Source organism: Pedobacter sp. MC2016-15 (genome assembly GCF_026239695.1).
Classification (GTDB): domain Bacteria; phylum Bacteroidota; class Bacteroidia; order Sphingobacteriales; family Sphingobacteriaceae; genus Pedobacter.
In genome coordinates this window covers 127,571-140,615 of record NZ_JAPIVS010000001.1, presented here as the reverse complement: position 1 = coordinate 140,615, position 13,045 = coordinate 127,571, and the positions used below count along the sequence as shown (strand labels likewise).

The window sequence follows — 13,045 nt, the reverse complement described above, 5'->3', positions numbered from 1 at the left end:
AAGCATTCTTTAAAGATAAACTTAGCAAAAAAAAAGCAGCAAGAAGGTATTTAAGGAATATTCAGGTACTTATGCGTCTGCAGTGAAATTTCCCATTTAGGGTTTGCCATTACATAATCAATGATAAGCGGTGTCATCTCCTTAGACTTTGACCATTCTGGTTGCAGATATAATTTACAGCTCGGGGATACCGTTTCTGCATACTTTTCTGCCCATTCAAAGTCACTTTTGTTAAACACAATGACCTTTAACTCATTGGCGAAAGGAGTGATATCCGGTCGTGGAGCTTTAAACTTTTTTGGAGAAAGACAGATCCAGTCCCAGTCGCCAGACAGCGGGTAGGCACCAGACGTTTCAATAAAAGTCAGGATATTTCTTTCGTGAAGCTTTTTCGTGAGATAATCCATATTATAGATCAATGGCTCACCACCAGTAATCACTACAGCTTTACCAGGGAAGGTATCTGCTTTTTCAGCGATAGCATCAGCAGCCGTTAAAGGATGAAGTTCCGCGTCCCAGCTTTCCTTCACATCGCACCAATGGCAACCCACGTCACATCCTCCTAAACGGATAAAGTAGGCAGCTTTGCCTGTATTAAAACCTTCACCCTGTATAGTGTAAAACTCTTCCATCAAAGGAAGCAATGTGCCGTCAGCGGGAATATTGTGTGCCATATTAATTTCGCGAAGTTAAAGAAAATATATACGGGAAAAGCGAATATCTGTATATTAGGCTTGTTTAATGACTAATCTGTGAACATTATCCCTGATGGCCGATCTGCATTGGTATAAAATTGAAGAAGAAATTCCGGAAGGTGATTTTATCCGCCAGGTTGTAGTTGCCGGAAAAAAGCTCTGCCTGCTCAGGCATGATGGAATAATTCATCTGGTACAAAATACCTGTCCGCATGCCGGCGGGATTCTGAGCGGTGGCTGGTGTAAGGAAGGCATGCTGATCTGCCCGATCCATAGGTATAGTTATCACCTGGAGAATGGCAGGGGCGCAGCGGGACAGGGAGATTATATCAATATCTATCCTGTCCGCGTAGAGAATGATGGGGTCTATGCAGGCTTTCGAAAAAGCCTGTTCAGCAGATTCTTTGGTTAATCCTTACTGATAAATTTCTTTCTTTGCAGATGCCAGTGTGTTTTTCAATAATCCCACAATCGTCATCAGGCCAACTCCACCCGGAACAGGAGTAATCCATGATGCAAGGGGAGCTACGTTCTCGAAATCCACATCACCATACAATTTATATCCTGATTTTGTAGTCTCAGAGCTCTCCCTGTTGATACCTACGTCAATAATGATCGCACCTGGTTTCACCATATCTGCAGTTACAAAGTTTTTCTTTCCTATTGCAGCTACCACAATATCTCCCTGTAGCACCATCTCTTTGAGATTGGCTGTTCTGCTGTGGGTAAGCGTTACAGTACAGTTTCCGGGATTAGCGTTACGCGCCATCAGGATACTCATTGGGCTGCCCACAATATTACTGCGGCCAACAACTACACAATGTTTTCCGGTGGTATCAATCCCATAAGCCTGCAGCATCAGCAAAATCCCATAAGGTGTTGCCGGAATAAAACATGGCAGGTTACGCATCATACGACCCAGGTTTACCGGATGAAAACCATCCACGTCCTTACGGTAATCAATAGCTTCAGTAATTTTCTCGGGATCGATATGTTTTGGAAGAGGCAACTGTACAATCATCCCGTCAACCCCTGCATCAGCATTGATTTCCAGAACTTTTTTTATCAGTTCTTCTTCAGTAACATCGTTATCATATCTAACCAGGGAAGATTCAAAACCCACTTTTTCGCAGTTCTTCATCTTGCTGGCAACATACGTTTCACTTCCACCATCATTTCCTACCAGAATAGCCAGTAAATGCGGTTTTCTGCCTGTCTGCTGATAAAATTCTGCAGCCTCTGCAGCAATCTCCAATTTAATCTTTTCTGATGCGAATTTTCCGTCCAGTAATTGCATGTGAGCTCCTATATAATATTGCTTTCGATTAATCTAATTTCAGTACCGCCATAAACGCAGTTTGCGGGATCTCCACATTTCCTACCTGGCGCATACGTTTTTTACCTTTTTTCTGTTTCTCCAACAGCTTACGCTTACGGGAAATATCACCACCATAACATTTGGCAGTAACATCCTTACGCAATGCTTTCACGGTTTCGCGGGCAATGATTTTAGCACCTATTGAAGCCTGAACAATAATCTCAAACTGCTGACGCGGAATCAGTTCCCTCAATTTCTCACAGATTCTTTTTCCGAAATCATAAGAATTACTGCGGTGAATCAGCGATGACAATGCATCAACAGGTTCTGAGTTCAGCAATATATCTAATCTAACGAGGTCAGATTTGCGGTAACCGATCTGGTGGTAGTCGAATGAGGCATATCCTTTAGAGATCGTTTTAAGGCGGTCATAAAAGTCAAATACAATCTCTCCCATAGGGATTTCAAATACCAGTTCAACGCGGTCTGATGTCAGGTAAGACTGGTTCACGATGATTCCTCGTTTCTGAATACACAATGACATCACCGGACCTACAAATTCAGATTTCGTGATAATGTTGGCTTTAATATAAGGTTCTTCCACATATTCCATCTTACTTGGATCAGGAAGATCGGAAGGGTTATTGACAATGATCAATTCACCTTTTGTAGTCATGGCCTGATAGGATACGTTGGGCACCGTAGTGATCACCGTCATATCAAATTCACGCTCTAAACGTTCCTGGATGATCTCCATATGCAACATGCCCAGGAAACCACATCGGAATCCAAAGCCCAACGCCGCAGATGATTCAGGCTCAAAAACGATTGAAGCATCGTTCAGCTGCAGCTTATGCATCGCTTCCCTCAGTTCCTCAAACTCGTCCGTATCTACCGGATAGATCCCTGCGAAAACCATGGGTTTTACTTCCTCGAAACCTTTAATCGGTTCCAGACTAGGGCGGTCTTTATGGGTGATAGTATCACCAACCTTAACTTCACGTGCCTCTTTGATTCCTGAGATAATATAACCTACATCACCGGTTTTAATCACGTCTTTTGGTGACTGCTTCAGCTTCAGTGTACCAACCTCCTCAGCGATATATTCTTTGCCTGTAGCAACAAATTTAACTTTATCTTTTTTACGGATCTCTCCGTTCAATACTTTAAAATAAGCCACGATACCGCGGAAAGAATCAAATACAGAGTCAAAAATCAACGCCTGCAATTCACCTTCGGGATTTCCAATAGGTGCAGGAACGCGTTCTACAATTGCACGGAGCACATCGTGAACACCCAATCCGGTTTTTCCGGAAGCAGGAATGATATCTTCTCTCTTACATCCGATCAGGTCAATGATCTGGTCTTTCACCTCCTCTGGCATAGCTCCGGGAAGGTCCATTTTATTCAGGATAGGGATAATTTCCAGGTCGTGCTCCAGGGCAAGGTAAAGATTTGAAATCGTTTGTGCCTGGATACCCTGCGAAGCATCTACAATTAGTAAAGCGCCCTCGCAGGCGGCGATGGAACGGGAAACCTCGTAAGAGAAATCCACGTGTCCGGGGGTATCGATCAGGTTGAGGATATAAGTCTCACCTTCGAAGAGATACTCCATCTGGATGGCGTGACTTTTAATGGTAATACCTCTCTCACGTTCCAGATCCATATCATCCAGCAGCTGAGCCTGAGACTCGCGCTGAGTGATTGTGTTTGTATATTCTAATAAACGGTCGGCCAGAGTGCTCTTCCCGTGATCAATATGTGCAATTATGCAGAAATTACGTATGTGCTTCATCAGTGCCGCAAATATAGAATATTCGCTTGACTATTCCGCACTGTTTGCCAGTTCCAATAATTTTTTGACCAATCCGGCATTTGTCAGCGTTGTGCTGTATTCATCCGCATCTGCGCCCATATTCAACGCATCATTCCGGTACGTCATATCACTGCTCACAACAAGCCTTGCCGAGGCGTGAAATTCTTTAGCTCCGGTGATGCTGATAATCTCTGCGAGATTATTGATATTCACACCTGCTCCGGGCATGATACTGATGCGTCCATCTGCCTGTTCAATCAGTTTTGAAAGTACAGCAGCCCCCTCCAATGCAGAAGATTTTCCGCCGGACGTGAGTATCCTCACAGCCCCAAGAGCAATGATATCTTCCAATGCCTCCTCCAGGTTATCTGTCATATCAAAAGCCCGGTGAAAAGTCACTTTCATGGGACTTGCCAGTTCAAATAACTCTGCACAGCGGATTTTATCCACCTTTCCATCACTGGTGAGGATTCCCGTGCTGATTCCCTCACAACCGAGCGATTTACAGAGACGCACATCTTCCTTCATGAGCTCAAATTCCAGCGCAGAGTAAAGGAAGTCTCCGCCACGCGGCCTGATAATCGGGTACACTTCGATATCAAGCATCTTTTTGGACATGACAATCTCCGAGTAACTCGGTGTAGTGCCACCCTCGGTAAGGCTGGCACATAGTTCGACGCGTTTTGCACCACCCAACTGAGCCTCTATGGCAGAGGTAACAGAGTTGGCGCAAACTTCCATTTCAATCATAAGCTGTATTTAATAATAACTTTTTCCGGGAATCAGTAAACTTTGGTTTTCTTCATTACAAACGGCATAGCTGAAACCCTGCTGAATGGCATAGGCTCCGTATTGTCCTTTCTTGTTCAGTGCCAGAAAACCTACCTGTATCTCCTTTGCTTTTGCGGGTTTCTTTTTGATGATACGCATCACAGCCTCTTTACAGGCTTCTTCAGGAGGATAACCCTGACGCATCAGCTCCACTACAAGGAAACTGCCTACATTCCTGATTACTTCTTCGCCTACTCCTGTTGAAGTAGCGCCGCCAACTTCATTATCAATGTATAGTCCCGCACCAATAATCGGGCTGTCGCCCACACGGCCATGTAACTTGTAGGCCATACCACTGGTTGTACAGGCACCGGATAAATTACCTTTCGCGTCCAGCGCCAGCATACCAATTGTATCATGGTTGTATTGATTACCCGGCAGGCGGGTAGGAGACGCCTTATCGTATAATTTATTCTCTATGTTCATTACCGGCGCATATTTGGCCGTTTTTAACCATTCCTTCCAGGCTTTTTCACTTTCCGGCGTCAAAAGGTTGGTCTTTTTAAATCCATTTTCCAGTGCAAACTGCAAGGCACCATCGCCAACGAGCATCACGTGTGGCGTCTTTTCCATCACCATTCTGGCCACGGAAATGGCGTGTTCAATATGTTCCAGACCTGCTACCGAACCGCAGTTACCTTCAAAATCCATGATGCACGCATCTAAAGTCACCTTTCCATCGCGGTCAGGCAGTCCGCCACGTCCAACCGACTGATTTTTCAGATCCGACTCCGGCACCTGCACACCTTTTTCTACCGCATCAAGGGCAGGTCCACCCGCAGAAAGTACCTTCCAGGCAGCCTGATTTGCGGCGATACCGAAATCCCAGGTAGAAATGACCAATGGTTTTGTTTCAGCAGTATGTAACGGAGCGGGGATAATATTGGCGATACCACTTTTGCCGATTGCCAGCAAAGAAGCAGAGATCGCAGATGATTTAATAAATTTTCTACGGTCGAACATAAAAGGTTAATTGTTTCTGGTATTTTGTGTTATTGGTTGAGAGTAAAGTTGTCCGCATCCTTTAAAAAGGGAAAGCTCTGCCTGATTTTGACCATCTCTTCGTAATTGATACTAAAGGTATACAGATCTTCATCTTCAGGCTTATAATATACAGTATTTCCATAGGCGTCGATACACATGGAATGACCACTATGATAAATTTCATTGCCATCGTGTCCAACACGGTTTACAGCAATGACATAACTTTGGTTTTCAATTGCCCTGGCCGGAATCAGTGCCTTCCAGTGCGCAATCCGTTTGTCGGGCCAGCTGGCGATGATCAGCAGGATATCATAAGCCGCATCGTGATTGCGCAGATAAACGGGGAATCTGAGGTCATAACATATTGCCAGCCTGATTTTCCAGCCTTTCAGATCTACAATCACCTCGTCCTGTCCCGCAGTATAGGTCTGGTCTTCTTCGCCCATTCCAAACAGATGCCGTTTATCGTACTGCTGGTATTCTCCTGAAGGCAACATCCAGATCATCCTGTTATAAAAATGTCCGTCTTCCTGAATGATCAGACTGCCGGTTACCACACATTCATATCTTTTTGCCGCCTGGGCCATCCAGCTCATCGTCTTGCCGTCCATCTCTTCTGCCAGTTCCAGTGCATTCATACTGAAACCTGTATTGAACATCTCTGGAAGTACGATCAGATCTGTTTTTTCCTTAACGCCCATTGATAAGCGCAGGGATATATTCTGCAGATTCTTGTCAACATTTTCCCAAAATAAATAAGCCTGAAAAATGGTGACTTTAAGATTATTGATATTGAGAGAATTTAAACTTTCCATATAATAAATAGGTAAGAGAGGTGTAAATTATACTTTCATTAACCTTTCAACGGATTTTTCTAAGGTATCTTGCTTCTTCGCAAAACAAAAACGCAACACATGATGGTCTGTATTTCGCATATAAAATGCAGAAACAGGTATCGATGCCACCCCGAAATCTGTGATCAGTCGCATCGCGATGTCAGTATCTGCTTCATCACTGAAATGATCATAGGTTACGCACTGAAAATAGGAGCCTTTACAAGGTAACAATTTAAATTTGGTCTCAGCAAGCAAGCTGCGAAACAGATCGCGTTTTTGCTGGAAAAAATCGGCCAGACCCAGGTAGACAGAAGGGTCCTGCAGGTAATTGGCGATGCCCACCTGCATCGGAGTGTTTACGCTGAACACGTTGAACTGATGAATTTTCCGGAACTCTTTCATGAGATTTTCAGGTGCCAGACAGTAACCCGTTTTCCAACCAGTGGCATGCAGTAATTTCCCAAACGATGCAGCTATAAATGTACGTTCTTTCAGTTCAGGATACATCGCCAGGGAATGGTGTTTTTCCCCGTCATAAATCAGATGCTCGTAAACTTCATCGCTCATGATCAGTACGTCATTATTTTTTACAAGTTTGATGAGTGCTCTGATGTCCTCGTCCTTCAGCGTTGTTCCGGTAGGGTTATGGGGGCTGTTCAGGATCAGCATCTTTGTACTGGAAGTAAAGAGCTTTTTCACCATTTCCCAATCTATGCTGTAATCTGGAGGAGCCATTTCATAAGATTTCACCAATCCTCCGAGCGACTTGATAATCGGTGCATAAGCATCATATGCCGGTTCGAAAATGATTACTTCATCGCCTGGCTGAATGCAGGCCGTTAAAGCAGTAAAGATCGCTTGTGTACCACCCGCGGTAATCGTGACCTCTGTATCCGGATTGTAATCTGAGCCATACTGAGCATTTACTTTATCTGCGATGAGTGTTCTTAAAGAGGAAATACCAGCCATAGGAGCATATTGATTGTATCCGCTTTTCATCGCTTCTGCAACCAGACTGATCAGTTTGGGATCGCAATCGTAATCAGGAAAGCCCTGAGAAAGATTAATGGCATTATGTTCTGCTGCTAACTGAGACATTACAGAAAAAATACTGGTAGATGTACCCGGGAGTTTCGAATAAGTAGCTATCATGTAAATACGAAATTATAAAAAAACGTACCGGAATATGCGATTTATTTAATAATTTCATGAACTATGACTTTTAAAACAAAGGAGAGCAGGCTGCTGCTCGTGTTAGCAACTTTCTTCGTAGCCAACGCTATTCTTTCTGAATTTATTGGGGTTAAGATCTTTAGTGTTGAAGGTACCTTGGGTATCAAACATTTTGACATCAACTTACTGGGGGTTCCCAATCTTTCTTTTAACATGTCAGCCGGTGTACTCACATGGCCCATCATCTTCATCATGACGGATATCATCAATGAATATTTTGGTGTAAAACAAGTTCGATTCCTGTCTGTACTCACCTCCATATTGATTGCATTCGCTTTTGTGGTACTTTGGGGTGCTACAAACCTGCCGGCTTCAGATTTCTGGGTGCATCAGAATATTAACGGAGAGGACCTGAATATGAACAATGCATTCTCAGGAATATTTGGGCAGGGAATGTGGATCATCGTAGGCTCTATCGTTGCCTTTCTCGTAGGGCAGATTGCTGATGTGCTGATCTTTCACCGTATCAAGAAGATCACAGGGGAGCGGGCGCTCTGGCTGCGTTCTACAGGATCAACGCTGGTGTCTCAATTGATTGATAGTTTTGTAGTCATATTTATTGCGTTCTATCTCAATCCCCAATATCACTGGAGCTGGCAAATGGTTGCCGCCATCGGACTGGTTAATTATACCTACAAATTTCTGGTGGCCATTCTAATGACTCCATTACTTTACGTGGCACACGCGATCATTGACAGTTACCTTGGAAAGGACCTTGCGGGAAAACTGGTGAAGATGGCAGGCCGAGAATAATTTTAAAACATTGCAGACTAATGGGTTGTTATCAGCTATATTAGAACTTCAATTATGAAAAGCCTGACTTTTTGTTTCGACCACCCGGTAGCTGTAAAAGTTTTTTTTAGCTGTTTATCTGACCCGGATCTTAAACATCACATCCAATTTTTGCGCAGTAATGAAGACGGTTCACTTGTGATTCCGATCGTGGATATCCCGGATGGTTCCTGGAAAGTAGTTCTGGAATGGAATTATGATGGAAGAGATTTCTGCATGGAAAGGACCTTTGAGGTACTCCCGGGTGCTATTATGAGTTAATAAAAAACGCGTCCCAGGATAAAATTCAAAATAATCGAATTTTTTACTGATTCCTTACAATCCATAGTAAATAAGAGGTATGATTTTTGTACCTTTGAGGAAAACTTTTAGACATTAATGAAGATATTTATTACAGGCCTTCCTTTAGAAGTAGGGGAAGATGAATTAACAGCCGTGTTCGGCGATTTCGGTCAGGTAAAATCACTTAGAATTATCAAAGATCGTGAAACTGGTCAGAGTCGTGGTTTTGGTTTCGTAGAGATGCCAGTAGACGAAGAGGCTAAAGAAGCGATTAAGAGAATGAACGGTGGTGATTACAACGGAAACCGGATCAAAGTTGCCGAAGCACAGGAAAAACCAGGTACTGGTGGCGGAAACGCTGGCGGTGGCGGTTTTAAACGCAACAACAACAACAGGGAAAGAAGCTACTAATCAGCTTTTCCTTTAGATTGATTTTCTATCATCACATAGAGAACAAGGAATGATTTAATAAAAAATTCCTTGTTCTTATCTTTTTCTGGTGATGTCATTGTATTATAGCTAAGTTTTTATGCTGAAAAAATATCCGGTATTTAAACTGGCTTATGCACTGGTTTTCATTCTTGTCCTTGCAGCAGAATACTGGCACTGGTCAAGATTGAATTTTGCAGTTAAGCCATGTATATCCCTGGTTCTGCTTGTCTTTCTCTGTTTATCAACAAAACTCAAAGGACGTTTTCATCAAAGATTATTTACGGGACTGGTGTTTGCCCTTACAGGAGATACTTTACTGATGCTAATGGATTATAATCCATCGTGGTTTCTTTATGGACTGGCAGCTTTCCTTATCTGTCATATTTTTTATATCAGTGCTTTCTACCTGGATTTTCTTTCTGCAAAAGAACTGGATAAAAAAGGAGCGAGGATCGCAATTGCTGTCTGCGCCGTAGCTTTTACCGGCTTTTATATTTACCTGCGACCACATTTGCCCATATTGAAACTACCGGTATTGATTTTCGTGTTTACAGGTGCTTTAATGGTGATGATGGCTGTATTCAGAAACCAGCGTGTAAATAGACTCAGTTTTAACCTTATACTGGCGGGAGTGATCTTTTTTATCCTGACTGATGCGCTGATGGCGCAGTTACATTTCGTAATGCCTTTTGCACATGCAGATATGCTGATCAGTGCAACCTATATGATTGCACAAGGACTGATCATTACAGGAGGGGTAGAGCGAAAACTTATTCACACTCAAACCCCTTTATAAATTATTTGATCATTACCCCGGGTTTGTTCACCAGGGGAATACGAATCAGGTTTTCGTCAACAATACTTTCCGGCAAAAAGATAAACTTCTTATCGTAAATGACACCGTTGATGTAATAGCTCAACCAATACTCATTGGTTAAACCAAAAACTTCTGTATCAATTGCCTCTACGCCTTTGAAAGAATTCGCCGGGATATCTCCAAGAAAATGACGCAGAACAGAGGTCTTAACCATTCTGCCATCCTTTTCACCGTAACCTTTGGAACTGATCAGAACATTGTCGATCTGAACTTCTTTCAGATTTACCAGATATACCGTCCAGTTCTTAATTTCCGGTGTTTCATTCATCAGGACCACTGCCATGGCCATGTCTTCAACAATATTTTCAGGCAGATCCTTCTTCATAGTTTATTTCTTTTTCGCAACAGCCTTCTTTTTAGCAGGAGCTTTTTTAGCTACCGCTTTCGTACCTGCAGCTTTGGCTTTGGTGCCGGCAGCAGCTTTCTTTTTTGCTTTTGGCTCAAAGGCATTTGGCACCTGTTCTACAATTAATTTTTTCACTTCGTCCAGAGAAAGTACAGTCAGTTCTTCTGGTGTATATTTCTCATTGGTAACCGGGTTTCTGCCTAATTTAAGCATGTCTTTACCAAAACGAATAAAAGCTCCCCATCTTCCGTTTTCAATAGCTATTTTATCTTCCGGCCATTGCTGTATGAAGCGGTTAGATTCCTTTTCAACTTTTTTAGCAATCAGTTCCCTGATATCATTGTCTGAAAGGTTATCAAAATTATAAGCTTTAGGTACGTTGATAAACAAATTGTTCCATTTGATAAAAGGTCCGAATCTGCCTGTACCTTTAGTCACCGGCAATCCATCGTAATGGGCTACAGGAGCATCAGCTGTTATTTTTTCATTGATGATTATTTCTGCACGTGCCTGGTCTACCGTAAGTGGATCTTCATTCTTGGGAATGGAGATATAAGTTTCACCCCATTTCACATAGGGACCAAAGCGTCCTACACCAACAGAAACTTCCTGATCTTTATAGTTGTCGAGGTGAAAAGGCAATCTGAATTGTTCCAGGGCGTCTTCGAGAGTTACTGTGGCTACAGACTGAGATTTCATCAGACTGGCATATTTTGGTTTTTCTTCGTCGTCAACCTGCCCGATTTGTACCAATGGTCCAAACTTTCCTACTTTGGCATATACATTTCTGCCACTTGCAGGATCTACGCCCAGCAGCCTCTCACCATTTGCCCTCTCAGCGGTTTCTGTTGTTACTTCAACTTCTTTATGGAAAGGAGTATAGAATGCGTGTAACATCTTTGTCCAGTCCTGCAAACCCTGGGCAATTTCGTCAAACTCTTTCTCTACGCTGGCGGTAAAGTTAAAGTCAACAATACCTTTAAAGTGCTCTACAAGGAAATCATTTACAACTTCGCCAATATCAGTAGGGAATAACTTGGCTTTTTCAGCTCCGGTAATTTCTGTCTTAACCGTCTTGGTTACTTTGCCATCCTCCAGTACAATCGAACCGAAAGAACGGTTTCTTCCGTCTCTGTCTTCTTTTACGACATAACCACGGTTCTGAATCGTGGATATTGTTGGTGCATAAGTAGAGGGGCGGCCGATTCCGAGCTCCTCCAGTTTCTTCACCAGACTGGCTTCTGTATATCTTGCCGGCGGACGTGAGAAACGTTCCGTAGCGTTCATTGCTTTAAGCAGGAGTTCCTGTCCCCGGCTCAGGGGAGGAAGAATATTTTCATTGTCGCTGTCTTCAGCTTCTTCATCGTCACTGGATTCCAGGTAGACCTTGAGAAAACCGTCAAACTTCATTACTTCACCTTCAGCTACGAGGTGTTCTGCTCTCGAGCTTACAGCAATATGTGCAGTAGTTTTTTCAAAGAGGGCCTCGCTCATCTGCGATGCGATGGCACGTTTCCAGATCAGCTCATACAGGCGCTGCTCGGAATTATCGCCGGTAACGGTATGCTGATTAAAGTAGGTAGGTCTGATGGCCTCATGCGCTTCCTGAGCACCTGCGGATTTAGTTTTATATGTTCTTGGCTGATGATACTTCTCACCATACGCAGAATTGATCTCGTTTGCTGCAGCTGTAAGGGCCGTCTCAGATAAGTTTACTGAATCTGTCCTCATGTAAGTGATCTTTCCACTTTCGTACAGGCGTTGTGCTACCTGCATGGTCCTGGATACGGGAAAGCCCAGTTTCCTGGATGCTTCCTGCTGCAGGGTAGAGGTAGTAAATGGAGCTGCAGGATTACGCTTCGCCGGTTTTGTTTCCAGGCTGCTGATCTTAAAACTGGCATTGATACAATCGTTAAGGAATTTCTCTGCGTCAGCTTCCTTTTCGAAGCGTTGTGGTAATTCTGCTTTGACGATTTCTTTTCCTTTACCAGTACTGAAGCGGGCAGTAATTTTGAAAGCCGCTGCTGCGTTGAATTTGTTTACCTCGCGCTCCCTGTCTACAATGAGTCGCACAGCTACTGACTGTACACGACCTGCAGAAAGCGATGGTTTAACCTTTTTCCATAAGACAGGTGAAAGTTCAAAACCCACCAGACGATCCAATACTCGTCTTGCCTGTTGGGCATTCACCAGGTTATAATCGATAGTTCTCGGAGATTCAATCGCCTTTAATATTGCCGGCTTTGTGATCTCGTGAAATACGATGCGTTTTGTTTTATTCTCTTTTAATCCCAGCGTCTCGTAAAGGTGCCACGAAATCGCTTCACCCTCACGGTCCTCATCGGATGCCAGCCATACCATTTCGGCATCCTTGGCTAGTTTTTTAAGTTCAGCTACGACTTGCTTTTTATCAGCAGGCACCTCATAGGTTTGGGCAAAGTCATTTCCGGTATCGATCCCCATATCGCCCTTAACCAGGTCACGAATGTGACCGTAGCTGGATTTAACGAGAAAATCTTTACCTAAATACCCTTCTATTGTTTTTGCTTTCGCCGGTGATTCAACTATTAATAAATTTTTGGCCATTCAGAACGTTTTTCTGC

Annotated in this window: 14 protein-coding genes; 5 read left to right on the top strand and 9 right to left on the bottom strand. The window is 43.3% G+C overall.

Features of this window, described 5'->3' with window-relative positions; all coding sequences use genetic code 11:
* Window positions 1-50: 50 nt before the first annotated feature.
* The gene (locus OQY15_RS00660; protein WP_265786510.1) at window positions 51-674 is read right to left on the bottom strand and encodes a 7-carboxy-7-deazaguanine synthase QueE; all 624 of its coding nucleotides are present in this window, start codon (window positions 672-674) and stop codon (window positions 51-53) included.
* Between the two features lie 94 nt (window positions 675-768).
* On the opposite strand from OQY15_RS00660, the gene OQY15_RS00655 reads away from it, so the two are divergent.
* Window positions 769-1,107 (top strand): Rieske 2Fe-2S domain-containing protein, encoded by a 339-nt coding sequence (locus OQY15_RS00655; protein WP_265786503.1) that lies wholly within the window; start codon window positions 769-771, stop codon window positions 1,105-1,107.
* A gap of 3 nt (window positions 1,108-1,110) precedes the next feature.
* Here OQY15_RS00655 and OQY15_RS00650 read toward each other — a convergent pair whose 3' ends face one another.
* Genes OQY15_RS00650 through OQY15_RS00625 form a run of 6 tightly spaced genes read right to left on the bottom strand, consistent with a single transcriptional unit; the run spans window position 1,111 to window position 7,632 of the window.
* A complete protein-coding gene (locus tag OQY15_RS00650) occupies window positions 1,111-1,992 on the bottom strand; it encodes a tetrahydrofolate dehydrogenase/cyclohydrolase catalytic domain-containing protein (protein ID WP_265786501.1) in 882 nt (293 codons plus the stop codon).
* 28 nt (window positions 1,993-2,020) lie between these two features.
* Window positions 2,021-3,808 carry a translation elongation factor 4 gene (gene lepA / locus OQY15_RS00645; RefSeq protein ID WP_265786499.1) on the bottom strand — a complete coding sequence of 596 codons (1,788 nt, stop codon included), beginning with the start codon at window positions 3,806-3,808 and terminating at the stop codon, window positions 2,021-2,023.
* A gap of 30 nt (window positions 3,809-3,838) precedes the next feature.
* Complete coding sequence (locus OQY15_RS00640) at window positions 3,839-4,579, bottom strand: copper homeostasis protein CutC (protein WP_265786497.1); 741 nt, start codon at window positions 4,577-4,579, stop codon at window positions 3,839-3,841.
* A 9-nt stretch (window positions 4,580-4,588) separates the two neighbouring features.
* Window positions 4,589-5,623, bottom strand: coding sequence for a N(4)-(beta-N-acetylglucosaminyl)-L-asparaginase (locus OQY15_RS00635; RefSeq protein WP_265786495.1), 1,035 nt, complete (start codon window positions 5,621-5,623; stop codon window positions 4,589-4,591).
* Window positions 5,624-5,652: 29 nt separating this feature from the next.
* Window positions 5,653-6,459, bottom strand: a complete 807-nt coding sequence (locus OQY15_RS00630) for a nitrilase family protein (RefSeq protein ID WP_265786493.1) — start codon at window positions 6,457-6,459, stop codon at window positions 5,653-5,655.
* Window positions 6,460-6,486: 27 nt separating this feature from the next.
* Window positions 6,487-7,632 (bottom strand): methionine aminotransferase, encoded by a 1,146-nt coding sequence (locus tag OQY15_RS00625; RefSeq protein ID WP_265786491.1) that lies wholly within the window; start codon window positions 7,630-7,632, stop codon window positions 6,487-6,489.
* A 63-nt stretch (window positions 7,633-7,695) separates the two neighbouring features.
* Here OQY15_RS00625 and OQY15_RS00620 point away from each other — a divergent pair, with 63 nt between their 5' ends.
* From OQY15_RS00620 to OQY15_RS00605, 4 genes are all read left to right on the top strand, one after another.
* On the top strand, window positions 7,696-8,466 hold the full coding sequence (locus OQY15_RS00620) for a queuosine precursor transporter (protein WP_265786489.1): 771 nt from the start codon (window positions 7,696-7,698) through the stop codon (window positions 8,464-8,466).
* 54 nt (window positions 8,467-8,520) lie between these two features.
* Window positions 8,521-8,766, top strand: coding sequence for a hypothetical protein (locus OQY15_RS00615; protein ID WP_265786487.1), 246 nt, complete (start codon window positions 8,521-8,523; stop codon window positions 8,764-8,766).
* A 117-nt stretch (window positions 8,767-8,883) separates the two neighbouring features.
* Window positions 8,884-9,198: an RNA-binding protein gene (locus OQY15_RS00610; protein WP_090559919.1), complete on the top strand. Its 315-nt coding sequence runs from the start codon at window positions 8,884-8,886 to the stop codon at window positions 9,196-9,198.
* 118 nt (window positions 9,199-9,316) lie between these two features.
* Window positions 9,317-10,015 carry a lysoplasmalogenase gene (locus tag OQY15_RS00605; protein ID WP_265786482.1) on the top strand — a complete coding sequence of 233 codons (699 nt, stop codon included), beginning with the start codon at window positions 9,317-9,319 and terminating at the stop codon, window positions 10,013-10,015.
* Window position 10,016: 1 nt separating this feature from the next.
* On the opposite strand, the gene OQY15_RS00600 is transcribed toward OQY15_RS00605, so the two are convergent.
* Complete coding sequence (locus OQY15_RS00600; protein ID WP_265786480.1) at window positions 10,017-10,421, bottom strand: hypothetical protein; 405 nt, start codon at window positions 10,419-10,421, stop codon at window positions 10,017-10,019.
* 3 nt (window positions 10,422-10,424) lie between these two features.
* On the bottom strand, window positions 10,425-13,028 hold the full coding sequence (gene topA, locus OQY15_RS00595) for a type I DNA topoisomerase (protein WP_265786478.1): 2,604 nt from the start codon (window positions 13,026-13,028) through the stop codon (window positions 10,425-10,427).
* Between the last annotated feature and the right edge of the window lie 17 nt (window positions 13,029-13,045).

What these genes read in the sequence shown, in the direction of transcription:
- OQY15_RS00630 (WP_265786493.1), bottom strand. Translation starts at nt 6,459, where the DNA reads ATGGAAAGTTTAAATTCTCTCAATATCAATAATCTTAAAGTCACCATT.
- OQY15_RS00605 (WP_265786482.1), top strand. Translation starts at nt 9,317, where the DNA reads ATGCTGAAAAAATATCCGGTATTTAAACTGGCTTATGCACTGGTTTTC.
- lepA (WP_265786499.1), bottom strand. Translation starts at nt 3,808, where the DNA reads ATGAAGCACATACGTAATTTCTGCATAATTGCACATATTGATCACGGG.
- OQY15_RS00650 (WP_265786501.1), bottom strand. Translation starts at nt 1,992, where the DNA reads ATGCAATTACTGGACGGAAAATTCGCATCAGAAAAGATTAAATTGGAG.
- OQY15_RS00620 (WP_265786489.1), top strand. Translation starts at nt 7,696, where the DNA reads ATGACTTTTAAAACAAAGGAGAGCAGGCTGCTGCTCGTGTTAGCAACT.
- OQY15_RS00640 (WP_265786497.1), bottom strand. Translation starts at nt 4,579, where the DNA reads ATGATTGAAATGGAAGTTTGCGCCAACTCTGTTACCTCTGCCATAGAG.
- OQY15_RS00600 (WP_265786480.1), bottom strand. Translation starts at nt 10,421, where the DNA reads ATGAAGAAGGATCTGCCTGAAAATATTGTTGAAGACATGGCCATGGCA.
- OQY15_RS00615 (WP_265786487.1), top strand. Translation starts at nt 8,521, where the DNA reads ATGAAAAGCCTGACTTTTTGTTTCGACCACCCGGTAGCTGTAAAAGTT.
- OQY15_RS00635 (WP_265786495.1), bottom strand. Translation starts at nt 5,623, where the DNA reads ATGTTCGACCGTAGAAAATTTATTAAATCATCTGCGATCTCTGCTTCT.
- topA (WP_265786478.1), bottom strand. Translation starts at nt 13,028, where the DNA reads ATGGCCAAAAATTTATTAATAGTTGAATCACCGGCGAAAGCAAAAACA.
- OQY15_RS00655 (WP_265786503.1), top strand. Translation starts at nt 769, where the DNA reads ATGGCCGATCTGCATTGGTATAAAATTGAAGAAGAAATTCCGGAAGGT.
- OQY15_RS00660 (WP_265786510.1), bottom strand. Translation starts at nt 674, where the DNA reads ATGGCACACAATATTCCCGCTGACGGCACATTGCTTCCTTTGATGGAA.
- OQY15_RS00610 (WP_090559919.1), top strand. Translation starts at nt 8,884, where the DNA reads ATGAAGATATTTATTACAGGCCTTCCTTTAGAAGTAGGGGAAGATGAA.
- OQY15_RS00625 (WP_265786491.1), bottom strand. Translation starts at nt 7,632, where the DNA reads ATGATAGCTACTTATTCGAAACTCCCGGGTACATCTACCAGTATTTTT.